Source organism: Mycobacterium sp. WMMD1722 (assembly GCF_049315205.1).
GTDB lineage: Bacteria > Actinomycetota > Actinomycetes > Mycobacteriales > Mycobacteriaceae > Mycobacterium.
The window spans coordinates 513,474-537,105 of record NZ_CP186056.1 but is presented as its reverse complement, the minus strand read 5'-3'; the positions used below and the strand labels follow the sequence as shown (position 1 = coordinate 537,105).

Sequence of the window (23,632 nt, the reverse complement as noted above, 5' to 3'; positions counted from 1 at the left end):
AGTCTGTTCGGCGACATGAGTACTCGGCGGTCGCCTGCCTGGGCGCCAACCCTCGCGTGGCGGCTGTTCTGCCTTCTGACAGTCGCCGCAGTCGGCTACGTCGGTTGGCGCCTGCTCGGTCACGTCCCCTATCGCATCGACATCGACGTCTACCGGATGGGTGGACAGGCGTGGGTGGACGGCAGACCGCTCTACGCCGACGATGCGACCTTCCCCACCAAGATCGACCTCGATCTGCCGTTCACCTATCCCCCGTTGGCCGCGATCGTGTTCGCCCCGTTCACCTGGATCTCGCTGGAGGCCGCCAGCATCGCGATCACCGGCATCACGCTGGCGCTGCTGATCGTGGCGGTCACGATCGTGCTGACCCGCCTCGACGTCGCGCCGCCGGACCGGGTGACCTCGGAGCCGATGTGGCTGCGCCGCGGCTGGCTGGCCGCCGCCATCGTCACGTTCGCGGCGGTCTTCTGCGAGCCGATCGAGGCGAATTTCGACTTCGGGCAGATCAACGTCGTGCTGATGACCTTGGTGATCGCCGACTGCGTACCGCGGCGCACGCCCTGGCCGCGGGGTCTGCTGCTCGGGCTGGCCATCGCGCTGAAGCTGACGCCGGCGGTGTTCCTGCTGTACTTCCTGTTGCGCCGCGACTTCCGGACGGTGCTGAGGACCGTCGCCGCGGTGGTGGTGCTGACGCTGCTCGGATTCGCGTTCGCCTGGCAGGATTCCTGGGAGTACTGGACGCACACGCTGCGCGACACCGACCGGATCGGCGCGGCGACGCTGAACACCAACCAGAACATCGCCGGAGCGCTGGCCAGGGTGGGGTTGGGCGTGGACGTGCGCTTCGCCGTGTGGGTGGCGGCCTGTTTCGTCGTGCTGGGTCTGACGATCTGGGCGGCGCGGCGGGCGCTGCGCGCCGGGGAGCCGCTGCTGGCGCTGATCTGCGTGGCCATGTTCGGGCTGGTGGTCTCGCCGGTCTCGTGGTCGCATCACTGGGTGTGGTCGCTGCCGACGGTGCTCGTCACCGCGGTGGTGGCCTACCGGCACCGCCACGTGGTGCTCGGGCTGGTCAGCGCGGCCGGTCTGGCCCTGATGCTCTGGTCGCCGATCACGCTGATGCCGAAACACCGGGAGACCACCGCGCCGCTGTGGCGTCAGCTGGCCGGCGGCTCCTATGTGTGGTGGGCGCTCCTGGTGATCGTCGCGGCGGGCACGCTCGCCGCGATCACCTCGCGGCGCGGCGACGGAGAGGCCGTCGACACGCCCCGAGTCGCCGCGACGCGCTAACCCGCCAGGCGGGGCGCCGGCTTGTCGGTGACCTTGCCGTCCTCGCCGGACTGCCCGTCTTTGACGTCGGCGGCGTAGAGGTCGACGTACTCCTGACCGGACAGGCGCATCAGCTCGTACATCACCTCGTCGATGACGGCGCGCTCGATGAACCGGTTACCGGCCAGCCCCTCGAATCGGCTGAAGTCCATCGGCTTGCCGAATCTGACCTCGACCTTGCCGAACCGCCACATCTTGCTGCCCGGCGGGTTCACCACATGGGTGTTGACCATCGCGACCGGAATCACCGGCATACCGGTCTCCAGCGCCAGCCGGGCCAGCCCGGTCTTGCCCTTGTAGAGCCGGCCGTCGGGTGAGCGGGTGCCCTCGGGGTACATGCCGAGCAGCTTGCCCTCGCCGAGAATGCGCTGCGCGGTGGTCAACGCGCTACGCGCGGAATCGGCATCGGTGCGGTCGATCGGCACCTGGCCGGCGACGGTGTAGAACCACCGGGTGAACCAGCCCTTGAGGCCGGTGCCGGTGAAGTACTCCGCCTTCGCCAGGAAGGTGATCCGCCGGCTGACCACCAGCGGCAGGTAGAAGCTGTCCGCGACGGCCAGGTGGTTACTGGCCAGGATGGCGGCCCCTGAGCGCGGGATGTGTTCTGCGCCATGCACTTTGGGGCGTCCGAACAGTTGCAGCAGCGGTCCCATGAAGATGTACTTGAACAGCCAATACCACATGGGCCCCTCCGAATCGGCTGCACCGGACGGTGCTCTGGGACAACCTTACCCAGGCCGTGTGGAGACGACCACAGCGGAAGAGATCACTCCTCGACGGTCACCGGGATGTTCTGGTAGCGGCCCGGCCCACCGGATGGCGGCGGGTCGGCCGGCGGCGGCGGCGGGGGCGGCTCCGGCCCGTCACCGGGTCCTGCGCCGGGGGCGGCCGGTCCGGGCGCGGCAGCGTCCTGGTCCAGGTTCTCGAGGACGGCGCGCACCACGGTGAGCAGCGCAACGCTGTGCTCGGCGACCACGGACAGCAGCGGGTGGTCTTCACCGCGCACGCACGCGGCCAGCGCGCAGACCGGGCACCACACCTGCTGGCAGGCCCCGGGCCGGTCGGCCGCGGCGGCACGGGCCGCGGCGAACCGGACCGCCGGGTCGACGCGGTCGAGAATGGACCGCGCCAGAGCTCGCAGCTCGGCACCGATCTCGGGGTGAGCCCCAGTCACGCCGGCCATACCTCCGGATTGGGTCGGAAACGTACCGTCAGTTCGCTGCCCCGCAGCGCGGCGTCGGTCACGATGCATCTACGCAGGACGGAGGCCAGCCGGACGCGGCGGCGCATACCCCCCGCGCCGATGATCAGGTCGTCGTCCACCCGCCCCAACGTCAGCTCGCAGGCGTCGACCTGTGGCAACTGTAACCGCATCCGGTAGACGGCCTCCAGGCCCGTACCCGACTCGCGGTCCACCACCGGGCGCAGCGGCGCCGGGAGCGCCGAACCGTCCCGCCGCCGGGCCGCCTCGAGCAGTTCGGCCAGCGCCTTGGGTCCGATCGGCTCGCCCGCCACGTGGGGCACCAGCACCAGCGCCACGTCACCGATCACCGAGTCGAGATGGTCGAGGACCGATCGCTGTTCGGCGATCCGCTCGGCGTACCAGTCGAAGGCGGGATGCTCGGGCAGATTGCGATACTCGAATGAGTCGTCCTGCAGCAGCACCTGGTTGACGATGAGCTCCTCGACCCGCACCCCCATCAGCGCCAGTGAGCCCAGGGTCCGGGCGGCTTCGGCGGCCACCACCCGTTCGGCGGTGAGCACGAGGTGGGCAGCCACGCGCTCGGCGTCGGTCAGCAGTTCGCCCAGCCGCCCGGTCGCCGCGTCCACCCGCTCGATCAACGCGACCATCGCCGCGGCGGCGGCGTCGTCGAAGGCCCCGGACAGCCTGCGGTGGCGCGGCCACGCCCGCTCGAGGTACAGCCCGAACGTCGCGGGCAGGGTCAGCATCCGCAGCGCGTCGGCCGTCGACGCGCAGTCGACCACGACGTGATCCCAGCGGCCGGCGGCGGCGAGCTCGCCCACCTCGTGCAGACCCAGCACCTCCTGGATGCCGGGCAGGGCCGAGAGTTCCTCGGGGGCAATGTCTCCCACATCGGACTCCGGGAACCGCTCGGCGATCGGACCGGCGATCTCGCGCCAGCGTTCGGCGAGCACGGCCAGGGTGTCCAGCGCCAGCGCGTCCAGGGAGCCGCCGGCGGGCGGGGCGCCGGTCGGCAGATCGGTGAGGATCCGGGTCGGTTCACGGCGGCCGGTCGGGGTGACGGGCACACCCAGGACGTCGCCGGTGGAATGCGCTTGGTCGGTCGAGACGATGAGCACCCGCTGCCCGGCGGCGGCGTCGCGCACGGCGGTGGCGGTCGCCAGAGTGGACTTCCCTACCCCACCCTTGCCGACGAACAGGCTGATCCGGGCCGCGACGTCACTGGGATTCACTCAGCCTCGACCCGTTTCTTCAGGTCTTTCAGCGCGGTCTCGATGAGCCGCCGCTCCGCCTTGCGTTTGAGCAGACCGATCATCGGGATCATCAGATCGACCGCCAGTTCATAGGTCACGTCGGTACCCGAACCCTTGGGCGCCAATCGGTACGCCCCGGCCAGGGATTTCAGCAGCGAACTCGACACCAGCGTCCAGGTCACCGAGCCGCGGTCGGCGGGCCACTCGTAGGCCAGCACCATGGTGTCCTTGAGCACGGCGGCGTCGAGCACCAGGCGCGCCGTCTTCGGGTTGCCGGCGGCGTCGGTCTCGAGCACCTCGGTCTCCCGGTACTCCTTGACCCAGTCCGGGTAGGACCCGATGTCGGCGATGACGTCCATCACCGTCGCAGGATCGGCATCCATGTAGATGGTCTGCGCCGTCTTGTCCGCCACGTGCCCCGCCTCCTTACGCAGAAATCTACCCTGACGTGCCGACCGCCCGGCCCGGCTCAGGCCAGCCGGGACACCCCCACCGGACGTCCGGCCTCCAGCACGGCCTTCAGTTCGAACGCCATCCGCTTACCGGCGACCCGGCGCTCGTGGTTGAGCTTGGCCAGGTTCATCCTGGCCAGCTCCCACGCGGCCGCGCCGGCCGGTTCGGCATGCAAAAAGTAGTGCAGGACGACGCCGTCGAGGGCGGGCTCCAGCCATACCTCCATGGATCCGGTCAACGCACCCGTCACCGTCCAGCGCTGACCGACCGGTCCGCGGTCCTGAACGACCGTCAGCCGCAGATCCGGCCACCACCGCCGCCAGTTGGCCTGGTCGGCGACCAGCCGGCCGACATCGGCGGGGTCGGCGGCGACGAAGGTGTCGTCGGCGATCTGGACGCTGTTCATCGCCGTCAAGCTTCACATACGCGGCGCTGTCGCGGCGCCGGGGCCGACTAGGCTTTCGAAAGTACAGTCCCGTACCGCCTTCGGAGGGTCCATCGTGCGTGAGTTCAGTGTTCCCGCGACGTTCACGGTCGGCGAGCACGACACCGTCGTCAGCTCGGTCTTCGAACATGAACGCGACGACCCGGCTCATGTCATCTTCCACCGGCTGGTCGACGGCCGCTGGACCGATGTCACCTGCGCCGAACTCGCCGCCGAGGTGCGCGCCACCGCGCTCGGTCTGATCGCCTCCGGGGTGCAGCCCGGCGACCGGGTCGCGCTGCTGTCGGCGACCCGCTACGAGTGGCCGATCATCGACCTGGCCATCCTGGCGGTCGGCGCGCTGACCGTCCCGATCTACGAGACCAGCTCGGCCGAGCAGGTGCGCTGGGTGCTGTCGGACTCCGGCGCCGTCCTCGCCGTGGCCGAGACCGACGAACACGCCGAACGGATCGAACGCCTGCGCGACGATCTGCCGGAATTGCGGACCGTGCTGCGCATCGCCGGATCGGGCGCCCCCGCGCTCGGCGCGCTGGCCGAGGCCGGGCGGTCGGTCGAACCCGCCGAACTCGACGCCCGGCTGGCCGGCATCCGGTCGGCCGCCCCGGCCACGATGATCTACACCTCCGGCACCACCGGGCGTCCCAAAGGGTGTCAACTGACGCACGCGAACCTGGTCTACGAGGTGCGCGGCGCGAAGAGCTGCTTTCCCACCCAGCTGCACAAGGGCGAGCGGATGCTGGTGTTCCTGCCGCTGGCGCACGTGCTGGCCCGCGCCATCACCCTCGCTGCGCTGGCCAACAAGGTCACCCTCGGGTTCACCGCCGACATCAAGAACCTGATCCCCTTGTTCGGGGAGTTCCGGCCGACGCTGGTGGTGTCGGTCCCGCGGGTGTTCGAGAAGGTCTACAACACCGCCGAGCAGAACGCCCGTAACGACGGCAAGGGCCGGATCTTCGACCTCGCCGCGGCGACCGCGATCGACTACAGCCGAGCGCAGGACTCCGGCGGACCGGGGCTGCCGCTGCGCGCCAAGCACGCCGTGTTCGACCGGCTGGTGTACGGCAAGTTGCGGGCCGCCCTCGGCGGGAACTGCCACGCCGCGATCTCGGGCGGCGCACCGCTGGGCGCACGGCTGGGCCACTTCTACCGCGGCGTCGGACTGACCATCTACGAGGGCTACGGGCTCACCGAGACCAGCGCCGCCATCACGGTCAACCGGGTGGGTGATCTGAAGATCGGCTCGGTCGGAAAGCTGGTGCCCGGCAACAGCATGCGGCTGGCCGATGACGACGAGCTGCTGGTCTCCGGCGGCGTGGTGTTCGGCGGCTACTGGCGCAACCAGTCCGAGACGGACAAGGTGTTCTCCGACGGCTGGTTCCACACCGGCGACCTCGGTGCGATCGACGAGCAGGGCTTCCTGACGATCATCGGCCGCAAGAAGGAGATCATCGTGACCGCCGGCGGCAAGAACGTCGCACCGGCGGTCATGGAGGATCAGCTGCGGGCCCATCCACTGATCAGCCAGGCGATGGCCGTCGGCGATGCCCGCCCGTTCATCGCCGCGCTGATCACCATCGACCCCGAGGCGTTCGAGGGCTGGAAACAGCGCAACGGCAAGGACGCCGCGGCCACCGTGGGTGACCTGGCCACGGATCCGGATCTGCTCGGCGAGATCGACACCGCAGTCGAACAGGCCAACCAGCTGGTGTCCAAGGCCGAGGCGATCCGCAAGTTCCGGATCCTGCCCGTCGATTTCACCGAGGACACCGGCGAACTGACCCCGACGATGAAGGTCAAGCGCAAAGTGGTCGCCGAGAAGTTCGCCGCCGACATCGAAGCGCTCTACAGCACCTAGAGCAGCTCACCGAGCCGGGCGGCGCGGGTGGGCCACTGCCAGTGGTCGACGGCCCAGCGTCGGCCCTCGGCGCCCATCGCCGACGCGCGGTCGAGATCGGCCAGCAGCCCGGCGACCTGGCTGGCGACGGCCTTGACGTCGGTGCCGTCGACGACCACGCCGGTCTCGCCGTCCCGCACCGTCTCGGGGGCGCCCCCCGATCGGCCCGCCACCACGGGCACGCCGGTGGCCGACGCCTCCAGATAGACGATGCCGAGTCCCTCGACGTCGAGGCCGGCGCCACGAGTCCGGCACGGCATGGCGAACACGTCGGCCAGGGCGTGGTGGGCGGGCAGTTCGTCGGCGGGGACGCCGCCGGTGAACCGCACGTGCTCGACGACGTCATGGCGCTCGGCGAGCTTGTGCAGCGTCGCGCGGTAGGGCCCGCCGCCCACGATGACCAGCGTGGCGCCCGGCACCCGGCGCCGGATCGCGGGCAGCGCCCGGATCAGCGTGTCCTGCCCCTTGCGCGGCACCAGCCGCGACACGCACACCACGACGGGCCGGTCCCCCAGCCCGTAGCGCCGGCGCAGCTCGTCACGGGCGCCGGCGTCCGGGGCGAACCGGTCGGTGTCCACGCCCGGGGGCAGGTGTTCCAGGGCGGCGCGCGGCCCGAACGCCCCCGCGAACCGGCCCCGGGTGTAGCGGCTGACGAACGTCACGACGTCGGTCTGGTCGCCGATCCGCCGCAGCGCCGTGCGGGCGAGCGGCAGCATCGACCAGCCCACCTCGTGGCCGTGCGTGCTGGCCAGAATCCGCCGGGCCCCGGCTTGCCGGGCCAGCGGAGACAGCAGCGCCAGGGGTGCCGCAGCGCCGAACCAGACCGTCTCGATATCGCGCTCGGCGATGAGCCTGCGCATGCGCGCGGCCACCGACGGCTCGGGCAGCATGAGCGTGGTGGGGTGGCGGATCACCTGGTAGGGGGCCGCGTCGTCGTAGTCCTCGGCGCCCTTCCATGCCGGGGCATAGACGGTGATCGGATGGCCGCCCGAGGTGACCAGGTGGTCGACGAACGACTCGAGGTAGGACTGGATACCGCCGCTGCGCGGCGGAAAGTCGTTGGTCACCAGCAGGACGCGGGACATCGGTGCAGGCTAGCCCTGCCGGCGGGCCCAACCGCCCACCACGTCGTCCAGGTCGGCGCCGAGTACCTCGCGCACGGCCGTCGGGATGCCGGGATGGCCGGGGCCGCAGGCCCGCCGGTAGAGCGCACGCAGGGTCTGCGGGCTGTACCGCTCGGCGACGTAGGTGGCGAACCGCCAGGCCCGGTCGTATGCCGAGGAGCGGATGGCGCCCGGGGTGTCGAGGTCCACGTCGGTCGGCAGGGTCGTCGGCTGGTCCGACGCCGACGCCGGACTACGCGGCCGGGCCACGTAGTCGGCGACTCCCTCGGTCAGCCAGCGAGGCGCGTCGGCAGCGGTCGCCTCTCGGGCCGCGAAGTGGAACAGCTCATGGCGCAGCACGATCCGCAGATCCTCGGCGTTCATCGCCGCGGCGCCCGGGGCGAACAGGATGCGATCGACGGTGGTGGCGGCCGCGATGTCGCCGCCGCCGCCGGCCAGGGCGGCGAACTGGGGATCCGATCCGGTCGCCACGACGGTGATGTCCCGGCGCCACTGGGGTCCCCAGAAGCCGGTGACGACGGCGGTGGCGGCGCCGAGTTCGGAGGCGATGCGGCGCAGCAGGGCTTCACTTTCGGCGCCGCCGAGCGAGACCAGTTTTGCGGTGCGGCCGTCGGGCAGGGTGATCGTCGTGCTGCCGGCGGCGGCCGCGGGCACCGGGACGACGGCCGGAGCCGCCGGCACCGGTGTGGACGTGGGCGCGGGTCGCCCGACCAACAGCACGGCCGAGACGAACTCGGCCAGCAGCAGGGTCAGCAGCAGGCGCCGGGAGGAAATGCCGGGGGACCTAATACCGGCGGACGTTGTAGATCGGGGCGTTGTTCACCGGGGCCACCCGGACCGGGGTGCCGTACGTCGACGCATGCACCATCATCCCGTCGCCGATGTAGATCCCCACATGGGAGGCGTCCGAGTAGTAGGTGACGAGGTCACCGGGCTGCATCTGGTCCATCGACACGGGCTGCCCGCCCGCGGCGAGCGCCTGGCTGGAATGCGGCAGCGACAGGCCGGCCTGCTGGAAGGACCACATGACCAGGCCGGAGCAGTCGAACTGGCCGGGGCCGGAACCGCCCCACGAGTACGGCGACCCGATACGACTCAACGCGGCCTGCACCGCGATCGCGCCCTGGCCGCCGACGGGCGGGGCGGGCGGGGCGATGTCACCGGGCGGGATGGCGCCGGGCAGCCCGGGAGCGGGCGGCGCGGCCAGCACACCGGGATCGGCAGCGGGGGGAGCGGCCGCGGGCGGCGGCGGGGGCGCGGCGGGTGCCGGCGGGAGCGCGGCGAGCGTTTCCCGCTGCGCCGGGGTGAGCGCCTCGTACTGCGCCTTGACGATCGCGATCTGGGTCTGCAGCTGGCTCTGCTTGTTCTGCAGGTTCGCCCGCACCTGCGCAGCCTGCTCGGCGGCGGTCTTGGCGTCGGCGGCGGATTGGGCCGAGGCGCGTTCGGCGACGGCGGCGCGCTCGCTGACGGCCCGGAAACCGTTCATCCGGTCGGTCACCTGTGCGGCCATCACGCGCTGGATGGACAGCTGATCGATGAACTGCTGCGGGGAGTCGGCGGTCAGGATCGCGCTCATCCCGTCGGTGCGCCCGCCCATGTACTGGGCGGCGGCGACGTGGTTCACCGCGACCTGAAAGGTTGCCAGTTCGTTCTTGGCGGCGTCCGCGGCGGCCAGGTCGGCGCCGTGCTTGGCTTCGGCGGCCTGCTGCGCAGCCAGCTTGCCGTTGAGATCGAGCTGGGCCGAATGCATCGCCTCGGTGGTTTGCTCGGCTTCACGCGACAGCGAGTTCAACTTTGCCAGCGCATCGTCTGCCGGGTCAGCCTGCACACCCGAGGCCAACACCCCGGAGAGCACGGCCATACCCGCTATCGCAGCGAATGCGGGTCGTTTGAGAACACGGATTCCCCACTGCTTGCGATCGAGCCTCAAGATTTCGCGTCCTTCAACTGGCGTAACGAGCCGGATCGAACTGCCCTCAGGTCTCAAGTAGGTTACGAAACGGCAACGGCGTTGTCCAACAGAAGAGCCAAATTTAACAGCCGCCCAGGGTGGTTTTCTTCCCGACGGTGTCGGCGATCCGCTCAGGCAACGCCCGGACGGGTTTGCCGGTGAACCGGAACGAGCCGCAGCCGCGGGGCCAACCCGGCCTCAGCCAGCACTTCCAGCGCGCGACGCTCGTCGTCCAGCAACGTCTCGGGCACCCCGAGCAGCACACTGACGACACAGTCCTGACAGCCGGGTCCCCGGACCGCGCAGTCGTCGCAGTCGATGACCACGGTGCCCTCCGGATGCGGGGCCGTGCCGTCTGATGCGCCGTCTGCCATCACGCCGTCTGCCATCACGGCTCTCCTCTCACTCGATGTTGGCGCCGACGCTAACCGGCCCCTCCGACAAGTCCGCCCGGCCCGCGTGGCGGGGCGGGAACTGTCGGTCCGGTTCCCTACCTTTCTCGCATGGGTCCGCGCGCAGGCGTCACGATGGAAGATGCCGAGCAGTTGGCGTTCGACATGGAGGCCCTCTCGCTGCGGGATACGACGTTCGTGGTGGTCGACCTCGAGACCACCGGCGGCCGGGCCAACGGCGACCACGCCGACGCGATCACCGAGATCGGCGCGGTCAAGGTGCGGGGCGGGGCGGTGCTCGGGGAGCTGGGCACACTGGTGGACCCGGGACGGGCCATCCCGCCGCAGATCGTCGCGTTGACCGGCATCACCACGGCCATGGTGTGCGCCGCCCCGCGCATCGAGGCGGTGCTGCCGGCGTTCCTCGAATTCGCCAGGGGCGCAGTTCTGGTCGCGCACAACGCCGGCTTCGACATCGGCTTCCTGCGCGCCGCGGCGCAACGGTGCGACATCGCCTGGCCCCGCCCGCCGGTGCTGTGCACCGTCAAACTCGCCCGCCGGGTGCTGACCCGCGACGAGGCGCCCAGCGTGCGGTTGTCCGCCCTGGCCCAGCTCTTCCACGCCGGCACCACACCCAACCACCGCGCCCTCGACGACGCACGGGCCACCGTCGACGTGCTGCACGGGCTCATCGAACGCGTCGGGAACCAGGGCATCCACACCTACACCGACCTGCGCGCCTATCTGCCGGACGTGACTCCGGCCCAGCGCCGCAACCGCAGACTCGCCGAGGGGGTGCCGCACCGGCCGGGGGTGTATCTGTTCCGGGGGCCGTCGGGTGAGGTGCTCTACGTCGGGACCGCCGTCGATCTGCGCCGCCGGGTGAACCAGTACTTCAACGGGGCGGATCCGCGCACCCGCATGAAGGAGATGGCGTCGCTGGCCACCGCGGTCGATCACGTGGAGTGCGCCCACGAGCTCGAGGCCGGGGTGCGGGAACTGCGGCTGCTGGCCGCGCACGCGCCCCCCTACAACCGCCGTTCGAAATTCCCGCACAAATGGTGGTGGATCGTGCTGACCGACGAGCCGTTCCCCCGCTTCTCGGTGGTGCGGGCGCCGCGTGGGGCGTCGGCGGTCGGCCCGTTCCGCGCCCGTGCCGACGCGGTGGAGACCGCCGCGCTGCTGGCCCGCTTCACCGGGGTGCGCACCTGCACCGCACGGCTGGGCCGGTCCGCCCGCCACGGCGCGGCCTGTCCGGAACGTGAGCTGTCGCCGTGCCCGGCGCCGCGCGATGTCGACGCCGCCGCCTACGCCGCGGCGCCCGCCCGCGCGGCGGAGCTGATCGACGGACGCGACCACGGCACGCTGTCAGCGGTGGTCGGGCACATCGGCGAGCTGGCCGCAGCCGGCCGCTACGAGACCGCGGCGCGGCTGCGCGATCACGCCGCCGCCGCCATCGACGTGCTCTGGCGGGGACAGCGGCTGGCGGCGCTGGCCGCCCAACCCGAGCTGGTGGCCGCGCGACCGGACGGCGCGGGGGGCTGGCAGCTGGCCATCGTGCGGTGCGGTCGGCTCGCGGCCGCGGGCTGCGCCCCGCGCGGAGTGCCGCCGATGCCGGTCGTGGCGGCACTGACCGCCGGGGCGCAGACTGTGCTGCCCGAGGCCGCCCCGCTGGGCGGCGCCCTGGTGGAGGAGACCGCGCTCATCGCCCGCTGGTTGGCCACCCCCGGTGTGCGCATCGTGCGGTGCGAGCAGGGTTACGCCTCGCCGGCGGGCGCGGCCGGCCGCTGGCGGGAGTGGGCGGCCACGGCACGGTCGGCACGGGTGGCCGCCGAACAGGCCGAGCGCTCAGAACTGCTGGGTGACCCGCACCCATCGCGCGAGCAGCTTCTCGGCCGCTCCGGAGTCGATCGCCTCGGCGGCGCGGGCCAACCCCGCCTCCCAGGCCGGCACCCATTTGGCGTCGCCGGCTAGCCCGGCGTGGGCGACCATCGCGCCTGCGGCGTTGAGGACGACCGCGTCGCGCACCGCCCCCGGGGCGCCGCCGAACACCGCCCGCACCGACGCCGCGTTCGCTTCGGCGTCACCACCGACCAGTTCGGACAGCTCGGCGCGTTTGAAGCCGAATGCGGCCGGGTCGAACGTGAGCCGTTCGACCGTGCCGGCCTGCACCCGCCAGATCGTGCTGGTGGTGGTCGTGGTGAGCTCGTCGAGCCCGTCGTCGCCGTGCACGACCAGCACGCTGGAGCGACGGGAGGCGAACACACCGGCCATCACCTCGGCGAGGTCACCCCATGCACAGCCGATCAGCCCGGCGCGCGGTGTCGCCGGATTGGTCAGCGGACCCAGCAGGTTGAACACCGTCGGTACGCCGAGTTCGCGGCGTACCACCGACGCATGCCGGTAGGACGGGTGGTAGTGCGGCGCGAAGGCGAAACCGATACCCACCTCGGACACGCTGCGCACCACCTGGTCGGCGTTCAGGTCGATCCGTACCCCGAGCGCCTCCAACGTGTCGGCACCGCCGGACAACGAGGACGCCGCCCGGTTGCCGTGTTTGACCACGGGCACCCCGCAGGCCGCCACCACGATCGCGGCCATGGTGGACAGGTTGACGGTGTTCGAACCGTCGCCGCCGGTGCCGACGATGTCCACGGTCTCGGTGCCGATCACCTCGGTCGGTACCCGGCGGGCGTGCCGCAGCATCATGTCGGCCAGTTCGGTCACTTCGGCCGACGTCGGCCGCTTCAGCTTCATGGCCACGGCGAAACCGGCGATCTGCGCGGGTGTCGCTGCGCCGGACATGATCTGGTCCATCGCCCACCCCGCCTGGCCGGCCAACAGGGACTGTCCGGTGGTGAGCCGCCCCAGGATCTGCGGCCAGGTCGGCGTCCCGGTCGAGGAGTGGTCGGGGTGCGGTACCGGGGCGTGGGAAGACGTCACCGGAAGATTATGACGAAATGGACGACCCGGGTGGAGTTCAACAACTACAAAGCGTCATACTTCTCTTGTGACGAGTGCTGTTGGTACCTCGGGAACCGCGATCACTTCGCGCGTGCATTCGCTGAACCGGCCGAACATGGTCAGTGTCGGCACCATCGTATGGCTTTCCAGCGAGTTGATGTTCTTTGCTGGGCTGTTTGCGATGTACTTCACCGCGCGCGCCCAGGCGGGCGGCGACTGGCCGCCGGAGCCGACGGAGCTGAACCTGGCGCTGGCGGTGCCGGTCACCGTCGTGCTGATCGCGTCGTCCTTCACCTGCCAGATGGGTGTCTTCGCCGCCGAGCGTGGTGACGTGTTCGGCCTGCGCCGCTGGTACGTGCTGACGTTCTTGATGGGCCTGTTCTTCGTGCTCGGCCAGGGCTACGAATACCTGCACCTCGTCGAGCACGGCACCACTATCCCGGGTAGCGCCTACGGCTCGGTGTTCTATCTGGCCACCGGATTCCACGGCCTGCACGTGATCGGCGGTCTGGTCGCCTTCCTGTTCCTGCTCGCCCGGACCAGGATGAGCAAGTTCACCCCGGCCCAGGCCACCGCGGCGATCGTCGTCTCGTACTACTGGCACTTCGTCGACATCGTGTGGATCGCGCTGTTCGCCGTCATTTACTTCGTCCGATGAGTCCGATGAGAAGGGGTTCGATGACCAGCAAGCCCCGCCGACGGTTGCGCCGGCGCCTGTCAGCAGCGGTGCTGCTGCTGATCGGACTCGGCGTCGCGGGCGGCGTTGCCGCCACGCTGACCCCGGCACCGCAGGTCGCGGTCGCCGACGAGTCCCAGTCGGCTCTGCTGCGCACCGGCAAGCAACTGTTCGACACGTCCTGCGTGACGTGCCACGGCGTCAACCTGCAGGGTGTGGCCGACCGCGGCCCCAGCCTGATCGGCGTGGGCGAGGCGGCGGTCTACTTCCAGGTGTCCACCGGCCGGATGCCGGCGATGCGCGGCGAGGCCCAGGCCCCGGACAAACCGTCCCACTTCGACGAAGCCCAGATCGATGCGCTCGGCGCGTATGTCCAGGCCAACGGCGGCGGACCCGTCGTCCCACGCGACGAGAACGGTCAGGTCGCCAACGAGTCGCTGATCGGGGACAACGTCGCCCGCGGCGGGGACCTGTTCCGGCTGAACTGCGCGTCCTGCCACAACTTCACCGGTCGCGGCGGCGCGCTGTCGTCGGGTAAATACGCGCCGGAGCTCAACGCGACACCAGCGCAGGTCTACACCGCGATGCTGACCGGTCCGCAGAACATGCCCAAGTTCTCCGACCGGCAGCTCTCGCCGGAGGAGAAGCGCGACATCGTCGCCTACGTCGAGGAATCGCGGGAGACGCCGCCGCCCGGCGGCTACGGACTCGGCGGCTTCGGCCCCGCGCCCGAAGGTATGGCGGCATGGATCATCGGCATGGTGGCCGTCATCGGCGCGGCACTCTGGATCGGGGCACGGGCATGAGCGAGCGCGACGCTGACAACGACCGCGACGTCACCAGCGACGCCGGCAGCGACAAGGTGGACGGCTCCCCCAAGGGGACCGACGCCCCCGGCCACGGTGGCGTGCCCGGTCAGCCGACCGATGCCGAACTGGCCGCGATGAGCCGCGAAGAACTGGTCGAACTGGGCGGCAAGCTCGACGGTGTCGAGATCGTCTACAAGGAGCCGCGCTGGCCGGTGCCGGGCACCCGCGCCGAGAAGCGGGCCGAACGCGGCGTCGCCACCTGGCTGATGCTCGGTGGCCTGGCCGGTCTGCTGCTGCTGGTGGTCTTCCTGTTCTGGCCGTGGGAGTACAAGCCCTACGGTTCCGAGGGTGAGTTCATCTACTCGCTGACCACCCCGCTCTACGGTCTGCTGTTCGGCGGGTCGATCCTGGCGATCGGCATCGGCGCGGTGCTCTACCAGAAGCGGTTCATCCCCGAGGAGATCTCGATCCAGGACCGCCATGACGGCTCCTCCCCCGAGATCCAGCGCAAGACCGTCGCCGCCAACCTGACCGACGCGCTCGAGGGCTCGACGATCAAGCGCCGCAAGATGATCGGCGTCTCACTGGGCGTCGGTCTGGGCGCCTTCGGCCTCGGAACGGCCATCGCCTTCATCGGCGGCCTGATCAAGAACCCGTGGAAGCCGGTCGTCCCGACGGCCGACGGGCTCAAGGCCGTGCTGTGGACCTCGGGCTGGACGCCACGGTTCACCGGCGAGACGATCTACCTGGCCCGCGCCACCGGCAACACCGGCCACGGATCGGCATTCGCCAAGATGCGCCCGGAGGATCTCGACGCCGGCGGTATGGAGACCGTCTACCCCTGGCGGGAGTCCGACGGCGACGGCACCACCGTCGAGTCGCACCACAAGATCAACGAGATCCTGATGGGTGTCCGCAATCCCGTGATGCTGATCAGGTTTCGTCCCAACGACATGGCCAAGGTGGTCAAGCGCAAGGGGCAGGAGAGCTTCAACTTCGGCGAGTTCTTCGCCTTCACGAAGATCTGTTCACACCTCGGTTGCCCGTCGTCGCTGTACGAACAGCAGACGCACCGCATCCTGTGCCCGTGCCACCAGTCGCAGTTCGATGCGCTGCATTTCGCGAAACCCATATTCGGTCCCGCTGCGCGAGCTCTCGCGCAGTTGCCCATCACCATTGACCAGGACGGGTACCTGGTCGCCAACGGCGACTTCATCGAACCCGTCGGGCCGGCCTTCTGGGAACGGAAAACAACATGAGTCCACAAGCGGAATCGAAGCTCGGCGCGCGGTTGGCGGCCCAGGGTGACGCGATCGACTCGCGCTACCACCCGTCGGCCGCGGTACGGCGACAGCTGAACAAGGTCTTCCCGACGCACTGGTCGTTCCTGCTCGGTGAGATCGCCCTGTACAGCTTCATCGTGCTGCTGCTCACCGGCGTCTGGCTGACCCTGTTCTTCGACCCGTCGATGGCAGAGGTCACCTACGACGGCGTGTATCAGCCGCTGCGCGGTGTCGAGATGTCCAAGGCCTACGAATCGGCGCTACACATCAGCTTCGAGGTGCGCGGCGGGTTGTTCGTCCGTCAGGTCCACCACTGGGCCGCGCTGCTGTTCGCGGCGTCGATCATGGTGCACCTGGCCCGCATCTTCTTCACCGGCGCCTTCCGGCGGCCGCGCGAGGCGAACTGGGTGATCGGTTCGCTGCTGCTGATCCTGGCGATGTTCGAGGGCTTCTTCGGCTACTCGCTGCCCGACGACCTGCTCTCGGGTACCGGCCTGCGCGCCGCCCTGTCGGGTATCACGATGGGCATCCCCGTCGTCGGCACCTGGATGCACTGGGCGCTGTTCGGCGGCGACTTCCCGGGCACGATCATCATTCCGCGGCTCTATGCGCTGCACATCCTGCTCATCCCCGGCATCATGCTGGCCCTGATCGCGGCGCACCTGGCGCTGGTGTGGTTCCAGAAGCACACCCAGTTCCCCGGACCGGGCCGCACCGAGAAGAACGTCGTCGGCGTGCGCGTCATGCCGGTGTTCGCGGTGAAGTCCGGTGCGTTCTTCGCCATGACGGTCGGCATCCTCGGTCTGATGGGCGGTCTGCTGCAGATCAACCCGATATGGAACCTGGGCCCGTACAAGCCTTCCCAGGTGTCGGCGGGTAGCCAGCCGGACTTCTACATGATGTGGACCGACGGCCTGATCCGCCTGTGGCCGGCGTGGGAGTTCTACATCGGCAGTTACACGATTCCCCAACCGGTGTGGATCGCGGTGCTGATGGGCCTGATCCTGGGGCTGCTGACGGTGTATCCGTTCCTGGAGAAGAAGTTCTCCGGCGACACCGCCCACCACAACCTGTTGCAGCGTCCCCGCGACGCCCCGGTGCGGACGGCGATCGGCGCGATGGCCATCTCGTTCTACATCCTGCTGACCTTCGCCTGCATGAACGACATCATCGCGCTGAAGTTCGACATCTCGCTGAACGCGACGACCTGGATCGGGCGTATCGGCATGGTGGTGCTGCCGGCGATCGTCTACTTCGTCACCTACCGGTGGGCGGTGGCCCTGCAGCGCAGCGACCGGGAGGTCCTGGAGCACGGCATCGAGACCGGCATCCTCAAGCGGCTGCCGCAGGGTGCCTACATCGAGCTGCACCAGCCGCTGGGACCGGTCGACGAGCACGGTCACCCGCTGCCGCTGGAGTACCAGGGCGCTGCCCTGCCGAAGCGGATGAACAAGCTGGGTTCCGGTGGCGCACCGGGCACCGGCAGCTTCCTGCGGGCCGATCCAGCGGTCGAGCACGAGGCCATCACCGAGGCCGCCCACGCGGCGCACCGCCGGTCGCTGACCGCCCTGCGCGAGCGCCAGGGCACGAACGGCCACGGGAACGGCAACGGCAACGGCAACGGGAATGGGAACGGTCACGGCGACGGTAACGGAGCCAACGGCCACCACTAGATAGATCCGCGCGACGGCCGCCGCGGTCCTCCTCCGGGAGGGCCGCGGCGGCCGTTTCCGTATGCGCGGGACCACATCACGTGTGCGCGGAGCGGCGCGGGCAGGCCCCGACAACTCCCCCACCCCGCGCAGCGGGAACCGCGCGTAGCGAAGGAGAGCCGTCAGGCAGCCGGCTCGAGCAGCTCGCGCAGTCGGCGCAGATACCACCACGGCGCGATCGGCATGGCGAGGGTGACCACTGCGGCCAGCCCGTACAGGACCCAGGCGACGGTGTCGTTGTCGACGGCCATCGAATACGTGGCAGCACCGATGGCGATCAGGGCGACCCCCATCGCCGTCGCGATCAGCAGGACGCTGCGCAGCCACAGCCGGTCGACCGCTTCAGCCGGGTAGCCGGCCGGCAGACTCGCCGGAACCGACGTGGTCGGGAGGACCTGGCGCATCCGCTCGGTGGGCGGCTCCGCGACGGCGACGGGCTGCTGCCGGTCCCGTGTCAACGATGCGGGTGCCGGATCGGCTTGCGCGCTGCGACGCGCCCGCAACAGCAGCGGGACCGCGGCGATGATGACCACCGCGGATACGCCGATGACCGTGTACAGCAGCCACGGTGTCCCGGATTCACTCGGCACCCGCGGTGCCGTCCGACCCAGGTCGGTCAGGGCGACGGTCGCGGCCACAGCGGTGCCCAGGGCCGCCAGCCAGGCCGCCGCGCACACCCCCATCAGGATGCGGTCGAGGTTCTCGCCGCCGGGCTGCGCCGCCCCGGTGGTGTCATCGGTGTCGGCCATCAGCAGCTGGTCTGGGGGGTGTTGGCGGTGTTGGAGGACAGCACCGTTCCGTCGCTGGTTGTGATGGAGCAGTTGAGCCGGCTGACCAGGAACAGACTGGACGCCTGGACCGAACCGACCTCCGACTGGGAGATCGGGGTGACCGTCAGCGACCACGGGATGTAGACGTTGCGCTGGGTCCGCCTACGTCCGGAGGCGTCGACGTAGGTGACGGTGATGATGTCACCGGGCGCCTTGGTGCCGGTCACCGTGTAGGTCACCTGTCGCGGACCGGCCGGGGTGGTCGACGTCGGCGGTGGCGGCGGTGGCGGCGATGTGGTTTCCGGCGCCGGCGCGGGCGGTGGCGGTGGCGGTTCGACGGGCACCGGGGCCGGGGGCGGCGGCTCGGTCACCGTCACCGTCTCCGGTGGTGGCGGCGGAGGCGGCGGCTCGGTGGTCGGCGGGGGCGGTGGGGGCGGGGGCGGTGTGGTCGTGGTGATCTCGTCCTGCACGGGCGGCGCGGACGACGTGGTGGTCTCCGGATTGGCCAGCTGATCGGTGTCGGTGCTGGTGACCAGCAAGGCGACGGAAACCACCAAGGCGATCGCCGCGATGATCGCGGTGACGCCCACCACCCACGGCCATCGCGGCGGCGCCGACTCGTCGACCGCCACCGGGGCGGCCTCGTAGCTGTCGTAGTCGTAGAGCGCCGAATCCGCGGGCACGTACGGCCCGCTGGTGAAGTGTTCGGACTCCGGGGCCGAATACGCCTGGGAGTGCAGATCGGTCGAACCGGTCGACGGCGCGTCGGGACCGCCGGTACCGGCGTCGGAACCGGAACCGACCTGTTCGGTCGGCTGCTCCTCAGGTGCCGAGTGCCTTCCGCCCTCCCGTTCGGGCTGGTCCGGTCCCGGCGAGTCGGCCCCTGGGGGATTCGGCCCGCTCATCTCACGCCTATCCTTCTCGCACTGCGAAACCCGGCGCCCGGCTACGTCAGCCGCAGCCGCTCAACGCGCCTCGGCCACCCTACCCAACGACTCGGGATTGCCGGACCAGACAGCGCGCTCGGCCGGCCAAGTGGTGATCGTTTCGTGATCTTCGCCCAGCAGAACGCGTCAGTGTTTCTCGGGGCCCCAGTAGTACTCGAAGACCAGGCCGCCTGCGGAAGTCAGGACGAACACGATGCCGGCGACGATCAGCCACGGCAACCACAGGGCGGCGCCGACGGCCGCGGTCGAGAACGACAGCGCGATCAGGATCGGCCACCAGCTGTGCGGGGCGAAGAAGCCCAGTTCGCCGGCGCCGTCACTGATCTCGGCGTCCTCGTAGTCCTCCGGCCGGGTGTCGAGCCGGCGCGCGACGAAGCGGAAGAACGTGCCGGTGATCAGGGTCAGACCGGTGGTGAGGACGAGTGCCGTCGTGCCGGCCCATTCGACGCCGCCCTCCGCGAACACCGCCGTCAGGACGGCGTAGACCACGGCGGCGAGCGCGAAGAACGCCGTCAGGAATTCGAACAACCTGGCTTCGATATGCATGGAGAGGTCCTACCTGCTCGCCTGGGGGGCCATCTCGCCGCGGCGGGACTCGAACGGGCGGGTGGTGGTGGCCGTGGGTGACTGGTTGATCGCCTGCAGCGCCTCGGCGTTGGTCTTACCGGCGATGCGCTGATCGAGATACGCCTTGAAGTCGTTCGGCTCGACCACCCGGACCTCGAAGTTCATCATCGCGTGGTAGGTGCCGCACATCTCGGTGCAACGGCCGACGAACGCCCCGGTCTCGTAGATCTCCGCGACCTGGAAGATGTTGTCGGAGTTGTTGGCCTGCGGGTTCGGGATCACGTCCCGCTTGAACAGGAATTCCGGCACCCAGAAGCCGTGGATCACGTCGGCCGAGGCGATGCGGAACTCGATGCGCTTCCCGCTCGGCAGGACCAGGATCGGGATCTCCTCGCTGGTTCCGAGCGTCTCGATCTTGTCGAAGGCCAGGTAGCTGCGGTCCTCGGGATTCTTGCCGGCGATGGCCCCGAACTCGGAGTGCTCGCCCTCGGCGGTGGCGGTCTCGCCGCCGGCCTCTTCTCCCAGGCCCGGCTGCGACGCGACGGCCGCGGACCGCTCGGGATCGGTGCCGTCGTAGTTGATGGTGCCGTCGGCGAACCGCACCGAGTTGTAGCCGAACTTCCAGTTCCACTGGAAGGCCGTCACGTCGATGGTGACCTCGGGGTTGTCCTCTTTGGCGAGCATCTGCTCCTGGACGACCACCGTGAAGTAGAACAGCACCGAGATGATGAGGAACGGGATGACCGTCAGCGTCAGCTCGAGCGGCATGTTGTAGCCGAACTGGCGCGGCAGTTCGGTATCGGTCGCCTTCTTGCGGTGGAACAGGCTGGTCCAGAAGATCAGCACGTACACGATGCCGCCGACGACCAGCGCGGCGATGACCGAGCCGATCCACAGCTCCCGGTTGACATGCGCTTCGGGAGTGATGCCGGTGGGCCAGCCCAGGCCGAGCACCTCCGACCAGCTGCAGCCACTGAGCAGCACTGCGGTGGCCCCCAGGACCAGTGCCAATGCCGCTGTGCGTGCCTTCGCCTTCCGACCACGAGGGGTCACGTTGGCGCCTCCTAAGAACTCCGTGAAGCCAGCCGAATACTACGCAGCGTAGACCACCCGTGGGCGGTGGTCTCGACACACCCGGCCTTTGCGTGCCGTCGCACCCCGTCGCCGGTGCATTGGGCATACTTGGCGCCGTGTGCGGACTGCTGGCGTTCCTGAAAAACCCGTCCGCGCAGCCCTCCTCCGCGCTGGTCGAGGCGGTTTCAGGGGCTGCTGACCTGATGCGGCACCGGGGGCCCGACGAGCCGGGGACGTGGACCGACGATCCGGCCGCGCCGTCGATCGTGCTCGGCTTCAACCGGCTGTCGATCATCGACATCGCCCACAGCCACCAGCCGCTGCGCTGGGGCCCGCCCGAGTCGCCCGAGCGCTACGTCCTGGTCTTCAACGGGGAGATCTACAACTACCTCGAGTTGCGGGAGGCGCTGCGCGCCGAATTCGGTGCGGTGTTCGTCACCGACGGGGACGGCGAAGCGATCATCGCGGCCTATCACCACTGGGGTACCGCGGCGCTGACGCGGTTGCGCGGCATGTTCGCGTTCGCCCTGTGGGACACCGTGGACGGGGAGCTGTTTTGCGCCCGTGACCCGTTCGGCATCAAGCCGCTCTATCTGGCGGCCGGCCCCGGCGGCACCGCGGTGGGCAGCGAGAAGAAGTGTCTGCTGGCGGTCGCCGATCAGCTCGGTATCGACCTGAGCCTGGACCAGCGGGCGGTGCAGCACTACACCGTGCTGCAGTACGTGCCCGAACCCGAGACCCTGCACCGCGGGATCCGCCGGCTGGAGTCGGGCAGTTATGCGCGTATCCGTCCCGGTGCCGAGCCGGTCGTCTCGCGATATTTCGCGCCGCGCTTCGACGCGCGTCCGTTCCGCACCGGTTCCGGCGACGATCAGGCCCGTTACGACGAGATCACCGCCGTTCTCGAGGATTCGGTGGCCAAGCACATGCGCGCCGACGTCACCGTCGGCTCCTTCCTGTCCGGCGGGATCGACTCGACGGCGATCGCCGCGCTGGCGATGCGGCACAACCCCCGGCTGATCACGTTCACCACCGGATTCGAACGCGAGGGGTTCTCCGAGGTCGACGTCGCGGTGGCGTCCGCCGAAGCGATCGGCGCCCGCCACGTGACCAAGGTGGTCAGCCAGGCGGAGTTCGTCGAGGCGCTGCCCGCGATCGTCTGGTACCTCGACGAGCCGGTCGCCGACCCGGCGCTGGTTCCGCTGTACTTCATCGCCAAGGAGGCCCGCAAACACGTCAAGGTGGTGCTGTCCGGGGAGGGCGCCGACGAGTTGTTCGGCGGGTACACCATCTACCGCGAACCGCTGTCGCTGCGGGCCTTCGACTATCTGCCGCGGCCGGTACGCCGGTCGCTGGGCCGGGCGTCGGGTCCGTTGCCGGAGGGTCTGCGTGGCAAGAGCCTGCTGCACCGCGGGTCGTTGACGCTCGAGGAGCGCTACTACGGCAATGCCCGCAGCTTCTCCGACGCCCAGCTGCGCTCGGTGCTGCGCCGCTTCTCCCCCGACTGGACCCACACCGATGTCACCGCACCGGTCTACGACCAGTCGCAGGGCTGGGATCCCGTCGCGCGGATGCAACATCTGGATCTGTTCACCTGGTTGCGGGGCGACATCCTGGTCAAAGCCGACAAGATGACCATGGCCAATTCGCTGGAACTTCGGGTGCCGTTCCTGGACCCGGAGGTGTTCGCGGTGGCCGCGCGGCTGCCGTTGGAGCAGAAGATCACCCGGGCGACCACGAAGTACGCGCTGCGCCGCGCGCTGGAACCGGTGATCCCGCCGCATGTCCTGCATCGACCCAAACTGGGCTTCCCGGTGCCGATCCGGCACTGGTTGCGGGCGGGCGAACTGCTCGAGTGGGCCTATGAGACCGTCGCGGCGTCACAGACCGGTGAGCTGATCGACCTGCAGGCCGTGCGCCGGATGCTCGACGAACACCGCAACGGCGAGAGCGATCACAGCCGGCGGCTGTGGACGGTGCTGATCTTCATGCTCTGGCATGCGATCTTCGTCGACGGCAGCGTGACCCCGCAGATCAGCGAGCCGCACTATCCGGTGCAGCTCTAGGTCTTGGGCGCGAAGCCGTAGTTCACGTTGGTGCCCTCGACCGTGTTCACGGTCAGCACGAAATCCTGCGTGTCGGCACCGAGGGTCACGGTGCATTCCGTGGTCGCACCGGGTTTGCCCTGCAACTCGCTCGCGCAGTCGACCGTCTCGGGCCGCGCACCGAGCTGCTGCTCGAGCTGATCGGTCAACGAGGCCACCACCTCGTCGACACTGAGCACCGGCAGCACGCTGTAGTCCACCAGCAGACCCTGGACCCGATCGACGGTCACCTCGCGCTGCACCGGGACATCCTCGGCGGTGACCGTGCAGAACGTGCCGGTGCCGACGGTCGGTTCCAGACCCGCGTCGCAGGCCACCGAATCCACCGGCGCGGACTGGGACAGCAGGGCTGACACCGACGCCTCGAGTTGCTCCTGGGTCACCGAGGGTGTGGCGTCGTAGTCGATCGTCGAACCGTCGACGCCGGTGACGGTGATCAACGCCTCGATGCTGTCGGTCGGGCCCAGGTCGAGTGCACAGCGGCTGGTCTTGCCCACTTCGCCGATCAGATCCTGCTCGCAGGTGACCGAGTTCGGTGTCGTGCCGGCCTCGGTCAGCTTCGTGGTGAGGTTTTTCTGCAGCTCGTCCTTGGTCACCTTCGGCGTGGAATCCGCGCCGATGCTGAAGCTGCAGCCCGCCAGGGCTGCCGCGCCGATCGCCGCGATGCCAACGGTCACCGGCAC

At 69.7% G+C, this 23,632-nt stretch carries 22 protein-coding genes and 1 pseudogene; 8 read left to right on the top strand and 15 right to left on the bottom strand.

Features of this window, described 5'->3' with window-relative positions; translation table 11 throughout:
* The first annotated feature begins 15 nt into the window (after positions 1–15).
* Positions 16–1,287: a glycosyltransferase 87 family protein gene (locus ACN27E_RS02500; protein WP_422746446.1), complete on the top strand. Its 1,272-nt coding sequence runs from the start codon at positions 16–18 to the stop codon at positions 1,285–1,287.
* Here ACN27E_RS02500 and ACN27E_RS02495 read toward each other — a convergent pair.
* The 5 genes from ACN27E_RS02495 to ACN27E_RS02475 all read right to left on the bottom strand — a co-directional run bounded on the left by ACN27E_RS02495 (position 1,284) and on the right by ACN27E_RS02475 (position 4,642).
* Positions 1,284–2,009 (bottom strand): lysophospholipid acyltransferase family protein, encoded by a 726-nt coding sequence (locus ACN27E_RS02495; RefSeq protein WP_422746445.1) that lies wholly within the window; start codon positions 2,007–2,009, stop codon positions 1,284–1,286. The genes ACN27E_RS02500 and ACN27E_RS02495 overlap by 4 nt on opposite strands.
* 83 nt (positions 2,010–2,092) lie before the next feature.
* Positions 2,093–2,500, bottom strand: a complete 408-nt coding sequence (locus ACN27E_RS02490; protein WP_422746444.1) for a hypothetical protein — start codon at positions 2,498–2,500, stop codon at positions 2,093–2,095.
* Positions 2,497–3,762, bottom strand: a complete 1,266-nt coding sequence (locus ACN27E_RS02485; RefSeq protein WP_422746443.1) for an ArsA family ATPase — start codon at positions 3,760–3,762, stop codon at positions 2,497–2,499. The genes ACN27E_RS02490 and ACN27E_RS02485 overlap by 4 nt, the downstream gene beginning before the upstream one ends.
* The gene (locus tag ACN27E_RS02480) at positions 3,759–4,196 is read right to left on the bottom strand and encodes an SRPBCC family protein (protein WP_422746442.1); all 438 of its coding nucleotides are present in this window, start codon (positions 4,194–4,196) and stop codon (positions 3,759–3,761) included. Before ACN27E_RS02480 ends, ACN27E_RS02485 begins: the two co-directional genes overlap by 4 nt.
* Before the next feature lie 56 nt (positions 4,197–4,252).
* A complete protein-coding gene (locus ACN27E_RS02475; protein WP_422746441.1) occupies positions 4,253–4,642 on the bottom strand; it encodes a polyketide cyclase / dehydrase and lipid transport in 390 nt (129 codons plus the stop codon).
* 94 nt (positions 4,643–4,736) lie between these two features.
* On the opposite strand from ACN27E_RS02475, the gene ACN27E_RS02470 reads away from it, so the two are divergent.
* Positions 4,737–6,536, top strand: coding sequence for an AMP-dependent synthetase/ligase (locus ACN27E_RS02470; RefSeq protein WP_422746440.1), 1,800 nt, complete (start codon positions 4,737–4,739; stop codon positions 6,534–6,536).
* On the opposite strand, the gene ACN27E_RS02465 is transcribed toward ACN27E_RS02470, so the two are convergent.
* From ACN27E_RS02465 to ACN27E_RS02450, 4 genes are all read right to left on the bottom strand, one after another.
* Entirely contained in the window at positions 6,533–7,660 is a 1,128-nt protein-coding gene (locus tag ACN27E_RS02465; protein WP_422746439.1) for a glycosyltransferase family 4 protein, read from the bottom strand. The genes ACN27E_RS02470 and ACN27E_RS02465 overlap by 4 nt on opposite strands.
* A gap of 9 nt (positions 7,661–7,669) precedes the next feature.
* The gene (locus tag ACN27E_RS02460; protein WP_422749544.1) at positions 7,670–8,488 is read right to left on the bottom strand and encodes a peptidase; all 819 of its coding nucleotides are present in this window, start codon (positions 8,486–8,488) and stop codon (positions 7,670–7,672) included.
* Positions 8,484–9,629, bottom strand: a complete 1,146-nt coding sequence (gene ripC / locus ACN27E_RS02455; RefSeq protein WP_422746438.1) for a peptidoglycan hydrolase RipC — start codon at positions 9,627–9,629, stop codon at positions 8,484–8,486. Before ripC ends, ACN27E_RS02460 begins: the two co-directional genes overlap by 5 nt.
* 152 nt (positions 9,630–9,781) lie before the next feature.
* Positions 9,782–10,039 carry a hypothetical protein gene (locus ACN27E_RS02450; RefSeq protein WP_422746437.1) on the bottom strand — a complete coding sequence of 86 codons (258 nt, stop codon included), beginning with the start codon at positions 10,037–10,039 and terminating at the stop codon, positions 9,782–9,784.
* Between the two features lie 114 nt (positions 10,040–10,153).
* Between ACN27E_RS02450 and ACN27E_RS02445 the strand changes: the two are divergent.
* Positions 10,154–11,953 (top strand): annotated as a pseudogene (locus ACN27E_RS02445) (DEDD exonuclease domain-containing protein); the annotation flags it as partial.
* Here ACN27E_RS02445 and trpD read toward each other — a convergent pair.
* Positions 11,891–12,985, bottom strand: coding sequence for an anthranilate phosphoribosyltransferase (gene trpD, locus ACN27E_RS02440; protein WP_422746436.1), 1,095 nt, complete (start codon positions 12,983–12,985; stop codon positions 11,891–11,893). The pseudogene ACN27E_RS02445 and the gene trpD sit on opposite strands and share 63 nt — an antisense overlap.
* Before the next feature lie 67 nt (positions 12,986–13,052).
* On the opposite strand from trpD, the gene ACN27E_RS02435 reads away from it, so the two are divergent.
* From ACN27E_RS02435 to ACN27E_RS02420, 4 genes are read left to right on the top strand one after another with little or no spacing between them, the layout of a single operon-like run.
* Positions 13,053–13,664: a cytochrome c oxidase subunit 3 gene (locus ACN27E_RS02435; protein ID WP_422746435.1), complete on the top strand. Its 612-nt coding sequence runs from the start codon at positions 13,053–13,055 to the stop codon at positions 13,662–13,664.
* Positions 13,661–14,488: a c-type cytochrome gene (locus ACN27E_RS02430; RefSeq protein WP_422746434.1), complete on the top strand. Its 828-nt coding sequence runs from the start codon at positions 13,661–13,663 to the stop codon at positions 14,486–14,488. The genes ACN27E_RS02435 and ACN27E_RS02430 overlap by 4 nt, the downstream gene beginning before the upstream one ends.
* Positions 14,485–15,750 carry a ubiquinol-cytochrome c reductase iron-sulfur subunit gene (locus tag ACN27E_RS02425; protein ID WP_422746433.1) on the top strand — a complete coding sequence of 422 codons (1,266 nt, stop codon included), beginning with the start codon at positions 14,485–14,487 and terminating at the stop codon, positions 15,748–15,750. The genes ACN27E_RS02430 and ACN27E_RS02425 overlap by 4 nt, the downstream gene beginning before the upstream one ends.
* Positions 15,747–17,447 carry a cytochrome b gene (locus ACN27E_RS02420; protein ID WP_422746432.1) on the top strand — a complete coding sequence of 567 codons (1,701 nt, stop codon included), beginning with the start codon at positions 15,747–15,749 and terminating at the stop codon, positions 17,445–17,447. Before ACN27E_RS02425 ends, ACN27E_RS02420 begins: the two co-directional genes overlap by 4 nt.
* Positions 17,448–17,608: 161 nt before the next feature.
* Here ACN27E_RS02420 and ACN27E_RS02415 read toward each other — a convergent pair whose 3' ends face one another.
* From ACN27E_RS02415 to ACN27E_RS02400, 4 genes are all read right to left on the bottom strand, one after another.
* Positions 17,609–18,235 (bottom strand): DUF2561 family protein, encoded by a 627-nt coding sequence (locus ACN27E_RS02415; protein WP_422746431.1) that lies wholly within the window; start codon positions 18,233–18,235, stop codon positions 17,609–17,611.
* Entirely contained in the window at positions 18,235–19,161 is a 927-nt protein-coding gene (locus ACN27E_RS02410) for an MmpS family transport accessory protein (RefSeq protein WP_422746430.1), read from the bottom strand. The genes ACN27E_RS02415 and ACN27E_RS02410 overlap by 1 nt, the downstream gene beginning before the upstream one ends.
* A gap of 168 nt (positions 19,162–19,329) precedes the next feature.
* Positions 19,330–19,749 carry a cytochrome c oxidase subunit 4 gene (locus tag ACN27E_RS02405; protein ID WP_422746429.1) on the bottom strand — a complete coding sequence of 140 codons (420 nt, stop codon included), beginning with the start codon at positions 19,747–19,749 and terminating at the stop codon, positions 19,330–19,332.
* Between the two features lie 9 nt (positions 19,750–19,758).
* Positions 19,759–20,823 (bottom strand): cytochrome c oxidase subunit II, encoded by a 1,065-nt coding sequence (locus ACN27E_RS02400; protein ID WP_422746428.1) that lies wholly within the window; start codon positions 20,821–20,823, stop codon positions 19,759–19,761.
* A gap of 137 nt (positions 20,824–20,960) precedes the next feature.
* On the opposite strand from ACN27E_RS02400, the gene asnB reads away from it, so the two are divergent.
* The gene (asnB, locus tag ACN27E_RS02395; protein ID WP_422746427.1) at positions 20,961–22,910 is read left to right on the top strand and encodes an asparagine synthase (glutamine-hydrolyzing); all 1,950 of its coding nucleotides are present in this window, start codon (positions 20,961–20,963) and stop codon (positions 22,908–22,910) included.
* On the opposite strand, the gene ACN27E_RS02390 is transcribed toward asnB, so the two are convergent.
* Entirely contained in the window at positions 22,907–23,626 is a 720-nt protein-coding gene (locus ACN27E_RS02390) for a DUF4333 domain-containing protein (protein WP_422746426.1), read from the bottom strand. The two genes, asnB and ACN27E_RS02390, sit on opposite strands and share 4 nt — an antisense overlap.
* Positions 23,627–23,632 lie beyond the last annotated feature (6 nt).

What these genes read in the sequence shown, in the direction of transcription:
- ACN27E_RS02500 (WP_422746446.1), top strand. Translation starts at nt 16, where the DNA reads ATGAGTACTCGGCGGTCGCCTGCCTGGGCGCCAACCCTCGCGTGGCGG.
- ACN27E_RS02495 (WP_422746445.1), bottom strand. Translation starts at nt 2,009, where the DNA reads ATGTGGTATTGGCTGTTCAAGTACATCTTCATGGGACCGCTGCTGCAA.
- ACN27E_RS02475 (WP_422746441.1), bottom strand. Translation starts at nt 4,642, where the DNA reads ATGAACAGCGTCCAGATCGCCGACGACACCTTCGTCGCCGCCGACCCC.
- ACN27E_RS02465 (WP_422746439.1), bottom strand. Translation starts at nt 7,660, where the DNA reads ATGTCCCGCGTCCTGCTGGTGACCAACGACTTTCCGCCGCGCAGCGGC.
- ACN27E_RS02450 (WP_422746437.1), bottom strand. Translation starts at nt 10,039, where the DNA reads ATGGCAGACGGCGTGATGGCAGACGGCGCATCAGACGGCACGGCCCCG.
- ACN27E_RS02430 (WP_422746434.1), top strand. Translation starts at nt 13,661, where the DNA reads ATGAGTCCGATGAGAAGGGGTTCGATGACCAGCAAGCCCCGCCGACGG.
- ACN27E_RS02425 (WP_422746433.1), top strand. Translation starts at nt 14,485, where the DNA reads ATGAGCGAGCGCGACGCTGACAACGACCGCGACGTCACCAGCGACGCC.
- ACN27E_RS02420 (WP_422746432.1), top strand. Translation starts at nt 15,747, where the DNA reads ATGAGTCCACAAGCGGAATCGAAGCTCGGCGCGCGGTTGGCGGCCCAG.
- ACN27E_RS02415 (WP_422746431.1), bottom strand. Translation starts at nt 18,235, where the DNA reads ATGGCCGACACCGATGACACCACCGGGGCGGCGCAGCCCGGCGGCGAG.
- ACN27E_RS02410 (WP_422746430.1), bottom strand. Translation starts at nt 19,161, where the DNA reads ATGAGCGGGCCGAATCCCCCAGGGGCCGACTCGCCGGGACCGGACCAG.
- ACN27E_RS02405 (WP_422746429.1), bottom strand. Translation starts at nt 19,749, where the DNA reads ATGCATATCGAAGCCAGGTTGTTCGAATTCCTGACGGCGTTCTTCGCG.